Origin of the sequence: Paenibacillus dendritiformis (genome assembly GCF_021654795.1) — a bacterium.
Taxonomy (GTDB): Bacteria; Bacillota; Bacilli; order Paenibacillales; family Paenibacillaceae; genus Paenibacillus_B.
Genome location: NZ_AP025344.1, coordinates 6,299,102 through 6,317,500, shown reverse-complemented (window position 1 = coordinate 6,317,500; position 18,399 = coordinate 6,299,102). Strand labels below are relative to the sequence as shown.

The 18,399-nt window shown below is 53.6% G+C and carries 16 protein-coding genes (1 of these 16 running past the window's edge); 8 read left to right on the top strand and 8 right to left on the bottom strand.

Translation table 11 applies throughout. The features are described from left to right. Both L6439_RS28045 and gyrA read right to left on the bottom strand, forming a co-directional pair. Positions 1-219: the start of an HD-GYP domain-containing protein gene (locus L6439_RS28045; RefSeq protein ID WP_213471751.1), read on the bottom strand. Its footprint begins 921 nt before the window's first position; the window shows 219 of its 1,140 coding nt (coding positions 1-219); its start codon is at positions 217-219; its stop codon lies beyond the left edge, outside the window. 193 nt (positions 220-412) lie between these two features. Beyond that, positions 413-2,950 (bottom strand): DNA gyrase subunit A, encoded by a 2,538-nt coding sequence (gene gyrA / locus L6439_RS28040; RefSeq protein ID WP_168178498.1) that lies wholly within the window; start codon positions 2,948-2,950, stop codon positions 413-415. A 373-nt stretch (positions 2,951-3,323) separates the two neighbouring features. Here gyrA and L6439_RS28035 point away from each other — a divergent pair, with 373 nt between their 5' ends. Next, positions 3,324-4,103, top strand: coding sequence for a YheC/YheD family protein (locus L6439_RS28035; RefSeq protein ID WP_213471750.1), 780 nt, complete (start codon positions 3,324-3,326; stop codon positions 4,101-4,103). A 107-nt stretch (positions 4,104-4,210) separates the two neighbouring features. On the opposite strand, the gene gyrB is transcribed toward L6439_RS28035, so the two are convergent. The 6 genes from gyrB to dnaA all read right to left on the bottom strand — a co-directional run bounded on the left by gyrB (position 4,211) and on the right by dnaA (position 10,607). Then, a complete protein-coding gene (gene gyrB / locus L6439_RS28030; RefSeq protein ID WP_213471749.1) occupies positions 4,211-6,121 on the bottom strand; it encodes a DNA topoisomerase (ATP-hydrolyzing) subunit B in 1,911 nt (636 codons plus the stop codon). Between the two features lie 126 nt (positions 6,122-6,247). Next, a complete protein-coding gene (gene remB / locus L6439_RS28025; RefSeq protein ID WP_168178501.1) occupies positions 6,248-6,493 on the bottom strand; it encodes an extracellular matrix regulator RemB in 246 nt (81 codons plus the stop codon). A 13-nt stretch (positions 6,494-6,506) separates the two neighbouring features. Then, complete coding sequence (recF, locus tag L6439_RS28020; protein ID WP_213471748.1) at positions 6,507-7,619, bottom strand: DNA replication/repair protein RecF; 1,113 nt, start codon at positions 7,617-7,619, stop codon at positions 6,507-6,509. A 3-nt stretch (positions 7,620-7,622) separates the two neighbouring features. Beyond that, on the bottom strand, positions 7,623-7,847 hold the full coding sequence (yaaA, locus tag L6439_RS28015; protein WP_168178503.1) for a S4 domain-containing protein YaaA: 225 nt from the start codon (positions 7,845-7,847) through the stop codon (positions 7,623-7,625). Between the two features lie 57 nt (positions 7,848-7,904). Then, positions 7,905-9,047 carry a DNA polymerase III subunit beta gene (gene dnaN / locus L6439_RS28010; protein ID WP_213471747.1) on the bottom strand — a complete coding sequence of 381 codons (1,143 nt, stop codon included), beginning with the start codon at positions 9,045-9,047 and terminating at the stop codon, positions 7,905-7,907. Between the two features lie 204 nt (positions 9,048-9,251). Then, positions 9,252-10,607, bottom strand: coding sequence for a chromosomal replication initiator protein DnaA (gene dnaA / locus L6439_RS28005; RefSeq protein WP_213471752.1), 1,356 nt, complete (start codon positions 10,605-10,607; stop codon positions 9,252-9,254). 798 nt (positions 10,608-11,405) lie between these two features. Between dnaA and rpmH the strand changes: the two genes are divergently transcribed. The 7 genes from rpmH to rsmG all read left to right on the top strand — a co-directional run bounded on the left by rpmH (position 11,406) and on the right by rsmG (position 18,108). Then, entirely contained in the window at positions 11,406-11,540 is a 135-nt protein-coding gene (gene rpmH, locus L6439_RS28000) for a 50S ribosomal protein L34 (protein ID WP_006678660.1), read from the top strand. A gap of 342 nt (positions 11,541-11,882) precedes the next feature. Further along, entirely contained in the window at positions 11,883-12,224 is a 342-nt protein-coding gene (rnpA, locus tag L6439_RS27995) for a ribonuclease P protein component (protein ID WP_133383376.1), read from the top strand. Between the two features lie 94 nt (positions 12,225-12,318). Then, positions 12,319-13,092 carry a YidC/Oxa1 family membrane protein insertase gene (locus L6439_RS27990; protein ID WP_168178505.1) on the top strand — a complete coding sequence of 258 codons (774 nt, stop codon included), beginning with the start codon at positions 12,319-12,321 and terminating at the stop codon, positions 13,090-13,092. Beyond that, positions 13,089-13,841 carry an RNA-binding cell elongation regulator Jag/EloR gene (jag, locus tag L6439_RS27985; RefSeq protein ID WP_213471746.1) on the top strand — a complete coding sequence of 251 codons (753 nt, stop codon included), beginning with the start codon at positions 13,089-13,091 and terminating at the stop codon, positions 13,839-13,841. The genes L6439_RS27990 and jag overlap by 4 nt, the downstream gene beginning before the upstream one ends. Positions 13,842-14,007: 166 nt before the next feature. Continuing rightward, complete coding sequence (mnmE, locus tag L6439_RS27980; protein WP_213471745.1) at positions 14,008-15,384, top strand: tRNA uridine-5-carboxymethylaminomethyl(34) synthesis GTPase MnmE; 1,377 nt, start codon at positions 14,008-14,010, stop codon at positions 15,382-15,384. A gap of 36 nt (positions 15,385-15,420) precedes the next feature. Then, positions 15,421-17,328 carry a tRNA uridine-5-carboxymethylaminomethyl(34) synthesis enzyme MnmG gene (gene mnmG, locus L6439_RS27975; protein WP_213471744.1) on the top strand — a complete coding sequence of 636 codons (1,908 nt, stop codon included), beginning with the start codon at positions 15,421-15,423 and terminating at the stop codon, positions 17,326-17,328. A 57-nt stretch (positions 17,329-17,385) separates the two neighbouring features. Beyond that, on the top strand, positions 17,386-18,108 hold the full coding sequence (rsmG, locus tag L6439_RS27970) for a 16S rRNA (guanine(527)-N(7))-methyltransferase RsmG (protein WP_213471743.1): 723 nt from the start codon (positions 17,386-17,388) through the stop codon (positions 18,106-18,108). Positions 18,109-18,399 lie beyond the last annotated feature (291 nt).

Sequence of the window (18,399 nt, the reverse complement as noted above, 5' to 3'; positions counted from 1 at the left end):
GGCTGGAACCGCCGCCGTATTTCCGGTTGCCCCTTCCGCAGATTCCGGTTCCCCTTCACCTTCGACAGCTACCGTCTTCACCATAAATGCCTTCAGCACTTCCATATCCTGAACGCTGAGCGTACGGCCTTTGTACATCAGCACACCGCCGAGCATCGTCCGCACGTCTTGGTCGAGCCGATCCCCCGGCTTGGCTTGCGATACTGGAATTAACACCATCTGTCCACTCCACGCTCCCGATCCTTCGTAAAATAAGAAGAAAACCTCTTCCGCAGCCGAATCGCTCTGGACCGGCTGGGGGGTAGAGGTTCAATATAATGACTGCATCAGGAAGCATTTTTCGTGATGTCAATAACCGTCTGATACAGTAGAAGGGGCGCATCTTGTATAGATATCGCCCCTTCGTGTCAAATTAGGATGAAGGATTGTCTGCGCCGCCGGTGGTGTCGGCCGCGGCAGAATCTGTCTCAGGCCCGTTCTCCTGGCCTTCCGGAGAACCGTTGCTGTCTTCCATCTCATCCTGTTCTTCATTCTTGTCGCAACGGCTGACGGTTGCTACGCTGTCATCCTCCCGGATATTAATGAGCTTGACCCCTTGCGCATAGCGCCCCATCTGCGAGATGCCTGCCATGCTCATCCGGATAATGGTGCCGAGCGAGGTGATAATCATCAGATCCTCTTCCGGCTGGACAACCTTCAAGCCCACGACAGGACCGTTTTTCTCCGTTACGTTAATTGTCTTGATTCCTTTGCCCCCGCGGCTTTGAATGCGGTACTCGCTCATTGGCGTCCGCTTGCCGTAGCCTTTGGAAGAGACGATAAGAACATCATTGTCCTCGCTGACGACGTCCATATCGATGACGAAGTCGTCATCATCGAGCGTAATCCCTTTGACGCCGGTAGCGGAGCGTCCCATAGAGCGGACATCTTTTTCCGGGAAGCGAATCGACATCCCGTTCGATGTCCCCATAATAATCTCCTGCTGGCCGTCCGTGAGACGAACCCCGATAAGATCATCGTCTTCTCTGAGGTTGATCGCAATGAGCCCGCCCTTGCGGATATTAATGTAATCGTCCAGCGGCGTCTTCTTCACGATACCGTGGCGGGTGGCGAAGAACAGGAACTTGTCCGATTCGAATTCCTTGACCGGAATGACGGCGTTGACCGATTCGCCCTGCTCGATCTGAATCAGGTTGATAATCGGCGTTCCGCGCGAGGTGCGGCTCAAGTCAGGCACCTCATACGCCTTGATGCGGTACACCTTGCCTTTGTCAGTGAAGAACATCAGGTAATGGTGCGAATTCGTGACGAATAGATGCTCGACGAAATCGTTATCCTTCGTATCCATTCCGACCACGCCCCGTCCGCCGCGCTTCTGGCTGCGGTATGTCGTAACCGGCAGGCGCTTGATGTAGCCGCTGTGCGTAATCGTGATGATAACATCCTCTTGCGGGATCAGATCCTCGTCGAGAATGCTGTCTTCGCCGATCGTAATCTCCGTGCGGCGCTCGTCGCCAAATTTTTGTTTTACTTCTTCCAATTCGTCGTTAATAATATTCAACACCAGCTGTTCGCTAGCCAAAATTTCCTTAAACTCAGCGATTTTCTTCATCAGCTCGGCGTATTCTTCCTCGATCTTCTCCCGCTCCAGGCCGGTCAGGCGCTGCAGGCGCATATCGAGAATCGCCTGAGCCTGTTCGACGGAGAGCTGGAAGCGGTTGATCAAGCCTTCACGCGCGATATCGGCTGTTCGAGAACTGCGAATGAGCGCGATCACTTCATCGAGATGATCAAGCGCCACGCGCAACCCTTCCAGAATATGAGCGCGGGCTTCCGCCTTCTTCAGATCGAACTCGGTACGGCGGCGAATGACTTCGACCTGGTGCTCCAGGTAGTAGTAGAGCATATCGCGCAGGTTCAATACGCGTGGCTCCTGATTAACGAGCGCCAGCATATTGATGCCGAAGTTCGTCTGCAGCGCGGTATGCTTGTACAGATTGTTCAGCACGACGCTCGGATTGACATCCCGGCGCAGCTCGATCACGATCCGCATGCCGTTCCGATCCGATTCGTCACGCAGATCCGTAATGCCTTCGACGCGTTTCTCACGGACCAATTCGGCAATCTTCTCGACCAGCTTCGCCTTATTGACCTGATAAGGCAGCTCATGAACGAGAATCCGGGCTTTGCCGTTATGCTCTTCAATTGTTGCCTTCGCCCGCATCGTAACCGAACCGCGCCCGGTCATATAGGCTTGACGAATCCCTTCGCGGCCGAGGATCAGACCGGCCGTCGGGAAGTCCGGCCCCTTGATATAATCCATCAGTTCAAGCGGCGTAATCTCCGGATTGCGGATAAGCGCTTGAATGCCGTCAATGACCTCGATCAAATTATGCGGCGGAATGTTCGTCGCCATCCCGACCGCAATCCCCGACACCCCATTGACAAGCAGGTTCGGGAACCGCGCCGGAAGCACGACCGGCTCTGTCTCTTCCCCGTCATAGTTCGGAGCGAAATCTACTGTATCTTTATTAATGTCACGCAGCAGCTCCATCGCGATCTTGGACAGACGCGCTTCGGTATACCGCATCGCTGCCGCAAAGTCCCCATCTATCGAACCGAAGTTCCCGTGACCGTCGACCAGCATATAACGCAGAGAGAAGTCCTGCGCCATGCGCACCATCGTCTCATAGACCGCCGAATCACCGTGAGGGTGATACTTACCGATGACTTCCCCGACAATTCTTGCCGACTTCTTATATGGCTTGTCCGGCGACATGCCGAGTTCGGACATCGCATACAATATCCGGCGATGGACCGGCTTCATCCCGTCGCGCACATCCGGCAGCGCACGGCTGACAATGATGCTCATCGCGTAATCGAGAAAAGATTCCCGCATCTCCATGCCGATGTCGCGATCTTTAACTTGCGATTGTTTTTCTTCCGCCATGCTGGACCTCCTCATCATTCTTGTTCACAGCGTCCACAATGTATGGCAAAAAGCAATGAGTTTGCTTATCAAGCGAAAACGGCCCCATTGCCCTGATCGGGATCGAACCGTTTCCCTGCATGAATAAGAGCAGCTTCCCTAGTGAGCTGCCTATTATTCACCAAGTCCATATCTACGCTATTTTCATTATATTACTTTCACAAAAGATGTACAATTAAACGTTCCGCCAAATCACACCAAAAACCGAACGATTCCTTTTGCAAAATGGGCTTTTGTTCTTTTCCAATCGGCCTATGACGACATATCCTTTATTATACCATACTTCACTACTAGAAAAGATGACGCACGCAGGTTCATCGGAAAGGATGGTTGAATGGCCATACGACGTGTTGCCAGTAAGCTGAAAAAGACGCTGGCCTTGCAGCGCTCCGCCGAGCTCAATGAGTTCATTCCAGAAACGCATCCCTTCAAGGAGAACCATCTGGAGAGCATGCTTGAGGCGCATGCCATGGTCTACGTTAAGCCGAACCGGGGAACCCATGGTCATGGTGTCATGAAGGTGGTCCGGGAAGAAGGAGAATATCTGTTGATGGCGGGCACGCAGTTATTCCGCTACCCGACATTCGAAGACTTGCACCGGGCGCTCGCCAGTCGAATCGGATCCAAGCCCTATTTGATTCAAAAGGGAATTCATCTTCTTACCTATGAAGGCAAAAAATTCGACATTCGCGTTCTGACGCAGATGAGCCCGAAAGGACGCTGGGTAACCACGGCCGTCTTCGGCAAGGTCGCCGGCTCGAGTATTGTCGTTACCAACTTCAATAGCGGAGGGAAGCTGGCTGATATTAATACGCTCCTCAAAGGCAATATGACGGAGGAAGAACGGGTTCGCCTGATTGCCCTGCTGAAGCAGCTGGGGGTCACGACCGCAGCGGAACTGGAAAAAAATTTTCCCGGCCTGAAGGAAATCGGGTTGGATGTCGGACTGGACGAAGACCGCCATCCGTGGATATTCGAGGTCAACACGAAGCCGGATATCACCGCGTTCCGGAACATGAAGTTCAGCCAGTGCGATTACCGCCTCATCCGCAAATATGGCATCGCCTACGGCCGCCTGCGCGGACGCTTGCGCCACCGCAGACGTTCCTCCTAACCGTTCCCGCACATCGCAGGCAGGCAGAAGGCTTCTCACACTGCCCCAACGCTTGCAGCGCAAAAAATCCCCGGTCCCTGCCAGGACCGGGGATTGCATGCTGCAGCTTAATAATCAAGATTTTTGACAAACTTGGCGTGGCGCTGAATGAAATCGCGGCGCGGTTCCACATTGTCGCCCATCAAGGTGTCGAACACTTCGTCCGCCATCTTCGCATCCTCGAAGGATACTTGAAGCAAGGAGCGGCTCTCGGGATCCATCGTCGTCTCCCATAGCTGTTCGGCATTCATCTCGCCAAGACCTTTGTAGCGCTGCACGTTGACCTTGGCGCCCTCGCCGAATTCGGCAATAATCTCGTCTCTCATTTTCTCGCTGTCCGCATATCGAACGACCTTGTTCCGCTCGATCTTGAAGAGCGGCGGCTGCGCGATATAGACGTAACCCGCTTCAATAAGCTTCCGCATGTAGCGGTAGAAGAACGTCAAGAGCAGCGTCCGGATATGCGCCCCGTCGACGTCGGCATCCGTCATAATAATGATTTTGTGATAACGGGCCTTTTCCAGATCGAAGTCTTCGCCAATCCCTGTGCCAAGGGCCGTAATGATCGCCCGGATTTCGGCATTGGACAAGATTTTGTCCAGACGGGATTTTTCCACGTTCAAGATTTTCCCCCTGAGCGGAAGAATCGCCTGGAAGTGGCGATCCCGGCCCTGCTTGGCCGAACCGCCCGCGGAATCCCCCTCGACGATGAACAGCTCGCTCTGAGAGGCATCCTTCGAGGAGCAGTCCGCCAGCTTGCCCGGCAGCGAGCTGACCTCAAGCGCGCTCTTCCGGCGGGTCAATTCCCGGGCGCGGCGTGCGGCTTCCCGCGCGCGTGCCGCCTGCAATCCCTTCTCGACGACCTTCCGCGAGATGGCGGGGTTCTCGTCCATAAATTCCATCAGCCGCTCGGCGAACAAGGACTCGACGATGCTGCGCACTTCGCTGTTCCCCAGCTTCGTCTTCGTCTGGCCTTCGAATTGCGGTTCCGGAATTTTGACCGACACGATCGCCGTCAAGCCTTCGCGCACATCATCCCCGCTCAAGTTGGACACATTATCCTTCATCAGGTTCATTTTGCGAGCATATTCGTTAATGATCCGCGTCAATGCGCTCTTGAATCCGGACTCATGGGTCCCGCCTTCATGCGTATGAATATTATTGGCGAATGAATAAATATTTTCCGTATAGCTGTCGTTATACTGAAGGGCAATTTCGCATGTAATGTAATCCTTCTGCCCCTCAACATAGATCGGCGGCTCATGCATTTTTTCCCGGTTGCGGTTCAAATATTCGACGAATTCGATAATCCCTCCGTCGTATTTGAACGTCTCCGTCTGGTTGTTCCGCTCGTCGGTGAGCACCATTTCGATGCCTTTATTCAGGAACGCCAGCTCGCGGATACGGGAGACCAGCGTCTCATGATCATAGACGAGCGTGTCCGTGAAGATTTCGGGATCCGGCTTGAAGCGAATCGTCGTGCCGGTCTCGTCGGTATCCCCGAGCACTTTCAGATCATACTGCGGCACGCCGCGGCGGTATTCCTGCTGATGGATATGGCCGTCCCGCTTTACCGTAACGATCAGGCTCTCCGACAATGCGTTGACGACGGACACCCCTACGCCGTGCAGACCTCCGGACACTTTGTAACCCTCGCCGCCGAACTTCCCGCCAGCGTGAAGCACCGTCATGACGACCTCGACGGCCGGACGCTGCATTTTCTGCTCGATACCGACCGGTATACCGCGCCCGTTATCAATGACCGTGATACTGTTATCTTCATGCACGATCACTTGAATCTTCGTACAGTAACCGGCCAACGCCTCGTCAATACTGTTGTCGACCACTTCCCATACCAAATGATGAAGCCCTCTGACGCTAGTGGAACCAATATACATCCCTGGCCGCTTACGAACCGCTTCCAGGCCTTCCAAGACCTGAATCTGGCTCTCATCATAAGTGTTTTGATTCAAAGACATGCCCTCACCTACTTCTTATTTTTCAGTTCCGCCGCTGCTTCATCCGCTATACGTACGATGCGGCTTGCAGGCATTTCCGGCGCGCTGCGGCGCCAGACCGGTCCGGCAAGCGAAAGTGTCGTATGCTTACTCGTTGTAATGACGCGCCCGCTTCTTCAGCGTAGTAGATGAAATGGGCGAAAAGTAAACTTTTCCTCTCGTGACGACGATCGACTTGGCTTCCTCTTCGCCTATCGCCTCCACATTTTTGACCTTGTGGGCATTCGCTACGAACTGCTTGGACAGCTTCGATGATTTCTCAATGGAGACATCGAATATCGCGACCAGTTCCGAGGAACGAATGACCTTTTCTCCACCCAGGTGAATATACAATCGGACTTCCCCCTTAACGCATGACTTGCCCATTTTCCACGTGGAACATATTTGCATCCTGGAGCCGGCCAATGTTGATGCCCTCGATGCCCGTCGTCGTGATGAACGTCTGAACCTTGCTCTGAAAGGTCTCAATGAGCTGCGTCTGGCGGTGCGAATCGAGCTCGGACAACACATCGTCCAGCAGCAGCACGGGATATTCACCGATTTCTTCATGCATCAGCTCAATCTCGGCCAGCTTCAAGGACAAGGCCGTTGTCCGCTGTTGACCTTGCGAGCCGTACGTTTGCACTTCTTTGCCGTTAATGAAAAAGGCGAGATCGTCCCGATGCGGCCCGACAAGCGTTATGCCGCGCCGCACCTCCTGGTCTTTCATTTGTGTTAACTTTAACATAAATTGTTCAAATAAAACAGCGTCATCTTCTTCCGCCGCCGTGAAGGAAGGCACATACTCGATCTGAAGCGCTTCCTGCCCGTTGGTAATGCCTGCATGAATCTGCTCGGCCCAACCTTGCAGCTTTAGTAAATATTGTTTCCTTTTCCTTACAACTTTAACACCATTAACCGCAAGCTGCTCGTTAAAAATCTCGAGCATCGCATCCGGCTGCGCGCCGGGCTTGGCCCACATCTGCTTCAACAAATTATTGCGCTGAATCAGGACCTTCTGATACTGCTGCAAATGGTACAAATAGCTCGGCTGAACCTGGCCAATCTCCATATCAAGGAAGCGCCGGCGAATCCCTGGAGAGCCCTTGACGATCTCCAAATCCTCCGGCGCGAACATGACGACATTGAGCGCCCCGATGAAGCCGCTCAGCTTTTTCTGCTCCAGCCCGTTCAGCTTCGCCTTCTTCCCCTGCTTGGAAATGCTCAGTTCGAGCTGAACCTGGCCATACTTCCGCTCCACGAGCGCCTTGAGCGAGGCTTGATCCGCTTCCCAGCCGATCAGTTCCTTGTCCTTCGAGGTGCGATGAGACTTGGTCAGGGCGAGTACAAAAATGGCTTCCAGCAAATTGGTCTTGCCCTGCGCATTATTGCCGACGAAGATGTTGACCCGGTTGTTCGTATCCAGCTCCAAGCCCTCATAATTGCGGTACTGCTTCAGCGCCACGGATTTGACGAACACCGGCTATGCCTCCTGCGCGGCAGCGACGCGGAAAGCGCCGCAGCCTTCCACGTTCACAGTATCCCCCGCATACAGCTTCCGTCCCCGGCGGGATTCCGGCTCTCCATTGACCTTGACCTGATTTTCGGCCAGGAGCACCTTGGCATGTCCCCCGGTCGAAGCGCAGTCCGCCAGCTTCAGGAATTGCCCGAGCGTAATATATTCCGTATGAATCGTAATCTCGTTCATGATCGTATCCTCCTTGGCAGCCTCCCTGCGGCTGCGCTCCCCTGCCTTTGTCTCCGGTTAGTTGGTCGTCCGGTATGGCAGGATGAGATGAAGGCTGTTCACCTTCTCCGTTGGTTTAATAATAATCGGACTCATGGCGCCCGTAAATCCGATGAAAATATGCTCGCATTCCACAACCTTCAGCACGTCAAGCATATATTTGGAGTTGAACGCGATGCGCAGCGGTTCACCGTTGAATTCCTTGACATCCAACTGCTCGGTCACCCGCCCCAGCTCCGAGGAGCTCGACGAAATCTCGATCGTGCCGTCCTCCTTGGTCTGAAGACGGACAATGTTCGTCTTCTCTTCACGGGACAGCAAATACGCCCGGTCGATCGCATCCGTCAATTTTTTTGTATCCAAAACAAGTTCTGTTTTATACTGCTGCGGAATAATCTTGGAAGTATCCGGATAAGTGCCGTCCAAAATACGCGAATAAAACAGAACGCGGTCGATTTTGAACAATACCTGATTGTCGGCTACGACGATGTCGACAATCGTGTTTTGATCCGGAATGATTTTGCTCAATTCATTGAGCGTCTTGCCGGAAATGACGACATTGTTGAAGCGAATCTCCTCGTCGGCTTGAATATCGGCGATACGGCTGGCCAGCCGGTGGCGGTCCGTAGCGACGAACTTGAGGTTCCCTTCCTGCAAGTTCCACAGCACGCCAGTGAGGATCGGCGTCGTCTCGTTCGTGGAAATGGCAAAGACCGTCTGCTTGATCATGGTCTTCAGCAGATCGCCGTTCACACGAATAACTTGATTCTCCTCAATGCTTGGGAGCACCGGATACTCCTCCGGATCGAGACCAACCATCTGAATGTCGGTCGAACCGGAACGGAGGAAGGTCTGGAAGTGGTCTTTGACTTCGATCTCGATGTCTTGGGACGGCAGCTTTTTGATAATCTCGACAAAAAACTTGGCCGGCAACACGACACTGCCCGGCTTCTCCACCTGAACAATCGTCTGGCGGTCATCCTCTACCGGAATGAAGCATTGAATCGAAATGTCGGTATCGCTGGCCGTCAAGGTCACGCCTTGGTAGGTCACGTCCATCTTAATCCCGGTCAGAATCGGAATTGTCGTCCGGCTGGAAATCGCCTTTGATACATTTTGTATCGCTTCGTTCAGTTCATTTTTCAGTATGGAAATTTTCATGTCGTCACTCCTTAATGCCTATTGTGCGTTGCAATTCGTGAGCAGCGGATATCGCTTGTGTCGTTACTATGATGATCTATATTAATCTTTTAAAATAATAATAGTAATAGTAGGCGCGCTGAATATGTGGATAACTATCCGGAATGCGCATAAAGTAAAGCCTATCCACATGTGTATAGATTGTGCATAGGCTTTTTATGTTGTTCACAGCGTCGGATTTTTGATTTTATCGATTAGGTTCTGAATCACTTTGTATAATTCCTGATCTTGCTGAATGTTCTGGGTAATTTTTTCGTGCGCATGGATGACCGTCGTATGGTCCCGGCCGCCGAAGGCTTCCCCTATCTTGGGCAGGGAGTAATCGGTTAGTTCGCGGGAGAGATACATGGCGATCTGCCGCGGGAACGCGACGGCCTTCGTTCGCTTCCGGGCCTTGAAATCCTCCATCTTCAGCCCGTAGAACTCGCCTACCTTCTGCTGGATATCCTGTATCGTAATCATGCGCGGACGGCTGGAAGGAATGATGTCCTTCAGCGCTTCCGCCGCCAGGTGGGTCGTGATATCCTGGTTCGTCATCGTCGAGAACGCGACGACCCGGGTCAGCGCCCCTTCCAGCTCACGAATGTTCGTGTTGATCTGATTCGCGATATAGCCCATCGCTTCATTCGGGATATCGAGGTTCTCCGCCTTCGCCTTTTTGCGCAGGATCGCGATTCTGGTCTCCAAATCCGGAGGCTGAATATCGGTGATCAAGCCCCATTCGAACCGGGAACGAAGCCGTTCTTCCAACGTTTCGATCTCTTTGGGCGGACGATCGCTGGAGATCACGATCTGTTTATTTTCGTTATGAAGCGCATTGAAGGTATGGAAAAATTCCTCCTGCGTCGATTCCTTGCCGGCGAGAAACTGAATGTCGTCGATGAGCAAAATGTCGACATTCCGGTATTTATTGCGGAAGCTCTCCCCCCGGTTATCCCGGATCGCATTGATGAATTCATTGGTGAACTTCTCGGAAGTGGTATATACGACGCGGCTCGCCGGATTATGCTCTAAAATGTAGTGGCCGATCGCATGCATCAAGTGGGTCTTGCCCAGCCCGACGCCCCCATAGAGGAACAACGGGTTATATGCTTTGGCCGGCGCTTCCGCCACCGCGAGCGAAGCGGCATGGGCGAAGCGGTTGTTCGAGCCGATGACGAATGTATCGAACGTATATTTGGGGTTGAGCATGGTCGAAGCCGGCTCATCCTGAACGGCAGGGCGGGCCGGAGGACTCTGTGGCTGCGGAATGTCCGGTTCCGCATGGGCCGCCTCTTCGATGATGAACTTGACGTCCACCTGATTGCCCGTAATTTCTAAGATAGTTGAGCTAACCAGCTTCGTATAGCGGCTTTCTAGCCATTCCACCGCAAATGTGGTCGGTGCGGTAATCAGTAGCTGCGTGTCCGTAAACTTGACCGCTTGAGTGGCTTTGAACCAGGTATCGAAGCTTGGTTTGCTAAGCTTGGTCTGGATGACGGACAATATTTCCTGCCAATGTTCATTCGCTTGGCGCTCCACAGATCGTTTCACTCCTTCAAACCTTCTGCGTCGTCATTGACGCGATAACCGGCGTGCTTCGCCGTTCCATGAAAAGGACAAGGGCCCCGACAAGACGCGATAAGGGCTCTCCAAGGCACAGAAAGCCCTTATGAAAGAAGGGCGCATTGTCGGGGTCTATGCTGACATGTTATGACGGCGTTCGGCTTGCGCGTGGCCGCGAAGCGAACGGGCCTGATGTCGGGATATAGCGATTCGAATCATAGATTATCCACAATATCAAGAAGATGTCGAACCGTATATAAACGTTATATTCGAGTTGTTCACAACTTTATCCACAGGTTGTTGATAAATAAATATCCACAACGGTTATTCACAACCGAAAAGCAATATAATCATAGCAGAAGAAGGCTTGTTTTTCAATGATACCGCGATAATTATCCACAAATTCAATAACTTGTGTACAAAAATTATATACACCACTAGATATTGTTTATAACTTGTTTGTGATTCGACAAAAACGGACACTGTGCATAAATAGTTGTGCACAAGTCGTCATGGAAATCTGTCGATTTCTCAACGGTTTTGCACATGTGAATAACTTCATGGCGGCGGGAACGCGAATCAGGGCTGCGGATAAGTTCCGAAGGCGGACTTTCTATTATGGAGAAGAAGAAAGAGGAAGGAGGGTGCCTAACGTTATCATTGACTTTTCAGAGGTATTCTGTTTAAATGTAGAAAGGAATTTTGTGCGAAAGTGTGAACTGACGCAATCAATGGGACTCCCATGACATATCTCATTCGAGGAGGTGCGCTACGTTGAAACCAACATTTAAGCCAAATGTGAGCAAACGCAAAAAAGTTCACGGTTTCCGTAAAAGAATGAGCACGAAAAACGGCCGTAAGGTTATTGCTGCTCGTCGTCAAAAAGGCAGAAAAGTACTGAGCGCATAAGACGCGTGAATGCAAGACCACCACGGTGGTCTTTTTTTCTTAAAGGGGACCGCCGCGAGTCAATCGCATCTATTTATAATAGAGAGTCTGTTGAATCCGATATGAGGGTCAAGAAGGATGGCGGTCTGCAAGCAGTATAGAAGAAGCCATGAATGTCCTGACAGATAAGGCCGGCTGGCGGCAAGGGGGCATCATGGCCGTTTTTTGCTTGCTTCCGATTTCCCATGCCGCTCCCGGCTGCGGCCGGGGCGCGTTTATTCCGCCTGGCGGAAGCACATACTTGGTTAATGGAATGCCGGCAGAGATTCATGCAGGCTTCGTAAGAAGGGCAGGAGTAAGCACGTGCAGAAAAAGTACCGGTTGCGGGACCGATCCGATTTTTCCCGGGTATACCGATACGGCCGTTCGTTCGCCAATCATCAGCTGGTCTTATATGTTTTCCATCGTCCGCAGGTGGAGCGGTTCCGCGTAGGGGTCTCCGCCAGCAAGAAGATCGGAAATGCGGTCATGCGCAATCGCATGCGGCGAATGATTAAAGAGATTGTGAGGCGTGAGGCCGATCGGATTATCGATCATGTCGATTTGATTTTCATCGTCCGCAAAGGCGCGACGGAGATGAATTACGATCAATTGACGAAGAGCGTGCAGCATGTGATGCGCAAGGGATCCGTGTTCAAGCAATAGGCAAGATTAGAGCGGCTTGGATCGTTTCCTTTAGCGTTTGAAATATGATATATTTACTTTGGAATCGGATGGTTCAAGAGAGGAGTTTTTGCTATTGTCGCTGAAGAAGTTGTTGCATAATCGTAAATGGCTCTTCGTGGCGGTATCTGTGCTGCTGCTGGTCGTACTGACCGGATGTACGACATCGACCACGACATTGAAGACAGAGGACCTGCTGCAAGGGAACTTCTGGGAGCGCAACGTCGTTTATTATTTCTCGTTAGCTCTGGATACGTTTGCAGGATGGTTCCAGGGAGAATACGGCCTCGCCATATTGCTGCTTACGATTATTGTCCGGTCTCTTATTTTACCGCTTACCGTGAAGCAGATGCGCAGCTCGAAGGAGATGCAGAAGCTGCAGCCGAAGCTTGCCGAGATTAAGAAGAAGTATGGCGACAATCCGCAAAAGCAGCAAGAAGAGACGATGAAGCTGTTCCAGCAGCATAATGTCAATCCACTGGCCGGCTGCTTGCCGATGATTGTTCAGATGCCGGTATTTATCGCCCTGTACAACTCGATTTATCTGAACTCGGAGATTCGCGAGCATACGTTTTTATGGCTCAAATTGGGACAAACCGACCCGTACTACGTGCTTCCGATCATCGCTGCTCTGACCTCGTTCGTTCAGACGAAGATGATGACGGCGCAGCAAAAAGGGCCGAATCCGATGCAGTTCATGCTGTACGTGTTCCCAATCTTGATTTTTGTCATGTCGATCAACTTCCCGGCGGCGCTGCCGCTGTATTGGGTATATAGCAACTTGTTCACGATTGTCCAGAACTTTTTCCTCTATCGCAACAATGATAAGGAGGTCAGTCCGGCGAAATGAACACGCTGATTGTATCGGGAAAAACTATCGAAGATGCAATAAAAAACGGATTGGCACAATGGAAGGTGACGGAGGAGCGCGTCACCGTCCGCGTATTGGAGAAGCCCTCGCGCGGATTGTTCGGCTTGATTGGGGTGCGCCCGGCTACCGTGGAGCTTACGCTGCTTGAGAAGCCGGAGGCGCCTGTACCGGCGCCGGAGGCCACTCCTGCCCCGGCCGCGCCGGAAGTGAAAGCGAAGCTGGCGGAAGTGGCGGCGATGCCGGCCGCCGAAGCCGCAGCCGAAGAGGCCGCGGAGCAGGGCCCCGATCCAATCGAAGAGTCGAAGCGGTTCGTTATCGACGCCGCCCGCGCGATGGGATTGGAAGTGGACGTATCCGTGCGCAAGCGCAAGGATACCGTGACGTTCGACATTAGCGGACCTGATCTCGGGCTCCTTATCGGGCGCCGGGGCCAGACATTGGACTCGCTGCAATATTTGACGAGTCTGGTCGCTAACCGTTATTCTAAGCACCACCTTCGAATTATTCTTGATGCAGAGCAGTTTCGAGAGCGACGGAAGAAGACGCTGGAAGCGCTGGCTGACCGGTTGGCGAACAAGGCGGTTCGCAACCACCAGGATGTCGTGCTGGAGCCGATGACGCCGCAGGAGCGGAAGATTATTCATGCCAAGCTGCAGGATCATCCGAAAGTGAAGACCTACAGCAAGGGCGAGGAGCCGAATCGGCGCATCGTAATTTCCGTAAAATAAGCCGCAATGGTATTATTGGAATATTCACTATTAATAGACGTGGAATTCAAGCACGAACGCAATGATTGCGCCTATGCCGGGGGTAATCATTGCTTTTTTTTAACAAAATTCAATGTCCGGTATACGTACAGGATAGAAGCATGTGCGAAGACAGGAGGGAGTTCCCATGATGTACGATACGATTGCAGCCGTCTCGACGCCGTTGGGCGAGGGCGGAATCGCGGTGATTCGGGTGAGCGGGGAAGGCGCGCTCAAGGAAGTGGAGAAGCTGTTCCGCTCCAAGGTGAAGCTGACCGAGGCGAAGACGCATACGATTCATTACGGCCATATCGTCGATCCGAAGACCGGGGAGCGGGTCGAGGAGGTGCTGGTGAACGTGATGCGGGCGCCGCGCTCGTTCACGACGGAGGATGTGGTCGAGATCAATACGCACGGAGGGATGATCTCGATTCGCAAGGTGATGGATCTGCTGCTGGAGCAGGAGATTCGGCCGGCGGAGCCAGGGGAGTTCACGAAGCGCGCGTTCTTGAACGGGCGCATTGATTTGTCGCAGGCGGAGGCGGTCATTGACCTGATTCGCTCGAAGTCGGATCGGGCTTTCTCCGTGGCGATGAAGCAGGTGCAGGGCCATCTGTCGAAGAAAATCAATGCGCTGCGCCATACCCTGATCGAGACGCTGGCTCATATCGAGGTGAATATCGATTATCCGGAGCATGACGTGGAAGAATTGACGAGCGCGTTCATCCAGGAGAAATGCGGCCAAGTCAGAAAAGAGATTGAACAGCTGTTAAAGACGGCCTCCGAGGGGAAAATATTAAGAGAGGGCATCGTAACGGCAATCGTGGGGCGACCGAATGTAGGGAAGTCCTCGCTGCTCAATACGCTGGCCCGCGATAACAAGGCGATTGTCACGGATATTCCGGGCACGACACGCGACGTGATCGAGGAATTCGTCACCATTAACGGCATTCCGCTTCGCTTGCTGGATACGGCCGGTATCCGGGAGACGACGGATGTCGTCGAGCGCCTCGGCGTCGAGCGTTCTCGCAGCGCCCTGCTGGAGGCGGATCTGATTCTGTTCGTTGTGAATAACAATGAGCCGCTGCATGAGGATGAGCGGGAATGGATGAAGGAATTTGTGGGTAGACAAGTCATTGTGATTGTGAATAAAATGGATCTGCCTCAACATATCGATATAAGCGAACTGGAAGCTTCGTTCGGCGCAGACGCCATTGTCCGCATGTCGGCGAAGGAGCAGGAGGGCGTGGACGCCTTGGAGCAGGCGATCTCGACCTTGTTCTTCAGCGGAGGCATCGAAGCCGGAGATTTGACGTATGTGAGCAACGTGCGCCATATTGCGCTGCTGAAGAAGGCGCTCCAGGCGCTTGATGACGCGATAGACGCTTCCCGCCAGGGCATTCCGATCGATATGATTCAGATCGATGTCCGGTCGGCCTGGGAGCAGTTAGGTGAAATTATCGGCGATGCCGTGGGCGATTCGCTGATTGATCAAATATTTTCTCAATTCTGCCTCGGCAAATAAAAGGCGGGACGAAGATGGGAATAGAGGAGGGATACGATGCCATTCGATGCAGGACATTATGATGTTATCGTCATCGGCGCCGGACACGCCGGCTGCGAGTCGGCCTTGGCGACGGCCCGGATGGGCTGCAATACGCTGCTGTTGACGATTAATCTGGATATGGTGGCCTTCATGCCGTGCAACCCCTCGATCGGGGGGCCGGCCAAAGGCCATGTCGTGCGCGAGATCGACGCCTTGGGCGGCGAGATGGGCCGCAATATCGACAAAACCTTCATTCAAATGCGCATGCTGAATACAGGCAAAGGACCGGCGGTGCACGCGCTGCGCGCGCAGGCGGATAAGGTGCTGTACCAGCAGGCGATGAAGGAAACGGTGGAATCGACGCCGAATCTGACCCTTCGCCAGGGCATGGTGGAGGAACTGCTCGTGGAGGACGGCAAATGCGTCGGCGTCGAGACGAAATCCGGCGCCCGCTATACGGCGAAGGCGGTCGTGCTGACGACCGGGACGTATTTGCGCGGCAAAATTATTATCGGCGAGCTGATGTACGAGAGCGGCCCGAACAATCAGCAGCCATCGGTCAAGCTGTCGGAGAACCTGCGCAAGCTGGGCTTCGAGATGGTGCGCTTCAAGACCGGGACGCCGCCGCGCATCAATAAGCAGTTCATTGATTTCTCGAAGACGGAGATTCAGCCGGGGGATGAGCATCCGAAGTTCTTCTCCTATGAGACGAAATCCTCGGATAATGAACAGCTTCCGTGCTGGCTGACCTATACGTCGGAGGAGACGCACCGGATTATTAACGAGAACCTGCACCGGGCGCCGATGTTCTCCGGCGTCATCGAGGGGACCGGACCGCGTTATTGTCCATCGATCGAGGATAAAATCGTCCGCTTCGCCGACAAGCCGAAGCATCAGATTTTCCTGGAGCCGGAGGGGAAAAATACGGCGGAGTATTACGTTCAAGGGCTGTCTACCAGCATGCCGGAGGACGTTCAACTGCAGATGATCCGCTCGGTTCCCGGGTTGGAAAAAGCCGAAATGATGCGCACCGGCTATGCCATCGAATACGATGCGGTCGTGCCGACGCAGCTCTGGCCGACGTTGGAGACGAAGCTGGTCGAGAATCTGTACACGGCCGGCCAGATCAACGGAACATCCGGGTATGAAGAAGCGGCCGCGCAGGGCATTATGGCCGGAATTAATGCGGCGCGCAAGATTCAGGGCAAGCCGCCGGTCATTCTGGACCGCTCGCAAGGCTATATCGGCGTCTTGATTGACGATCTCGTGACGAAGGGGACGATGGAGCCTTATCGTCTGCTGACGTCCCGGGCTGAATACCGTCTGCTGCTCCGGCATGACAATGCGGACATTCGTCTGACGCCTATCGGCTATGAGATCGGCTTGATTAGCGAAGAGCGCCATGCGGCCTTCCAGCGGAAGATGGAGCTCGTCGAGCGGGAAATGGAACGGCTGCGCGAGACGAAGGTGAAGCCGGATGAAGCGGTGCAGGCGATGCTCGCCGAAGCGGGATCGGCCCCGCTGGTGAACGGCTGCGACGCGATTACGCTGCTGCGTCGTCCTGAAGTGGCCTACGCTCAGGTCGAGAAGCTGTTCCCATCTCCGTATGAACTGGATGACGAGATGAAGGAGCAGGTCGAGATTCAGATTAAGTATGCCGGCTACATCGAGAAGCAGCTTCTGCATGTGGAGAAGCTGCAGAAGATGGAGAAGAAGCTGATTCCGGCCGATATCGACTATCAGGATGTGCAGGGCATCGCTTCCGAGGCGAAGCAGCGCCTGGAAAAGGTGCGGCCGATCTCTATCGGTCAGGCGTCCCGGATCTCCGGGGTGACGCCGGCGGATATTTCCATCCTGCTTGTCTATATCGAACACTACAACCGCGTCACGGCGGCCAAGCAGGAGGAAGTCCGCAACGGCTAGGCCTGCTCTGCTCGCCAAGGGCGGGATTTCATATGAGGGACGGAGAGATTCAAGCTTATGGATGCCGTACAAGAACAGTTTGCCGGCTGGCTGGCCGGGCACGGATGGACGCTTACGGAACGGCAGCGGGAGCAGTTCGAACAATACTTCCATATCTTAGTTGAGTGGAACGAGAAGATGAACCTGACCGGGATTACCGAGCGGGATAAAGTATATGAGAAGCATTTCTATGATTCGCTGCTGCTGGCGGCCCACGTCAACATGGAGGATATCGTCACCATGGCCGATATCGGCTCGGGAGCAGGGTTCCCGGGCATTCCGCTTCATATCCTGTTCCCGCATGTCCAGCTGACGATTGTGGACTCGCTGAACAAGCGGATTCAGTTCTTGAATTATCTGGTGCAGGAACTCGGTCTGACCGGGGTGGAATGCATTCATGGCCGGGCGGAGGAGATGGCGCGCAAGCCGCAATACCGGGATCGGTTCGATCTCGTCACGGCCCGCGCCGTCGCCCGCCTCAATGTGCTGAACGAATTCTGCCTTCCGTTCGTGAAGACGGGCGGCCTGTTCGCGGCGATGAAGGGGACGAATCCGGCCGAAGAGATCGCCGAGGCGGGGAAGAGCCTGCAGGTGATGCAAGGCTCCTTCCTGGCGGATCACAAGCTCACCCTGCCGGTGGAGCGATCGGAGCGCCATATCATTTTGATTGCCAAAAAAGGACCGACGCCCAAAGCATACCCGCGCAAGCCGGGCATGCCGTTGAAGGCGCCGATACAATAAAGGAAAGGAGCCGGCGTTTGTGCCGGCTCCTCAGACTGTCGACAAAGTCCTGTCGACAGTCTTTTTCTTATGATCGCGGGGCCGGGGAAGGCAGGCCAGGTTAGGTCAGGGCAAGCTGGTCCCTGCGTGAAGCTGGATGGTGCACGCATGGAGTCAGCTTGCCCGCGGAGGAAGCAAACTGGTACGCGTATGGAGTAAGCGGGTACGCACATGAAAATGCTGCACAGGCGCAGCATTTTGAGCCTCAAGAGGCTAAATTCCAATAAAATCCTGCAAAACTGCATCATTTCG

Excerpts from the sequence above, each read along its gene's own strand:
- yaaA (WP_168178503.1), bottom strand. The coding sequence starts at position 7,847 with ATGAACGAGATTACGATTCATACGGAATATATTACGCTCGGGCAATTC.
- mnmG (WP_213471744.1), top strand. The coding sequence starts at position 15,421 with ATGCCATTCGATGCAGGACATTATGATGTTATCGTCATCGGCGCCGGA.
- gyrA (WP_168178498.1), bottom strand. The coding sequence starts at position 2,950 with ATGGCGGAAGAAAAACAATCGCAAGTTAAAGATCGCGACATCGGCATG.
- rsmG (WP_213471743.1), top strand. The coding sequence starts at position 17,386 with ATGGATGCCGTACAAGAACAGTTTGCCGGCTGGCTGGCCGGGCACGGA.
- L6439_RS28035 (WP_213471750.1), top strand. The coding sequence starts at position 3,324 with ATGGCCATACGACGTGTTGCCAGTAAGCTGAAAAAGACGCTGGCCTTG.
- dnaN (WP_213471747.1), bottom strand. The coding sequence starts at position 9,047 with ATGAAAATTTCCATACTGAAAAATGAACTGAACGAAGCGATACAAAAT.
- mnmE (WP_213471745.1), top strand. The coding sequence starts at position 14,008 with ATGATGTACGATACGATTGCAGCCGTCTCGACGCCGTTGGGCGAGGGC.
- jag (WP_213471746.1), top strand. The coding sequence starts at position 13,089 with ATGAACACGCTGATTGTATCGGGAAAAACTATCGAAGATGCAATAAAA.
- gyrB (WP_213471749.1), bottom strand. The coding sequence starts at position 6,121 with ATGTCTTTGAATCAAAACACTTATGATGAGAGCCAGATTCAGGTCTTG.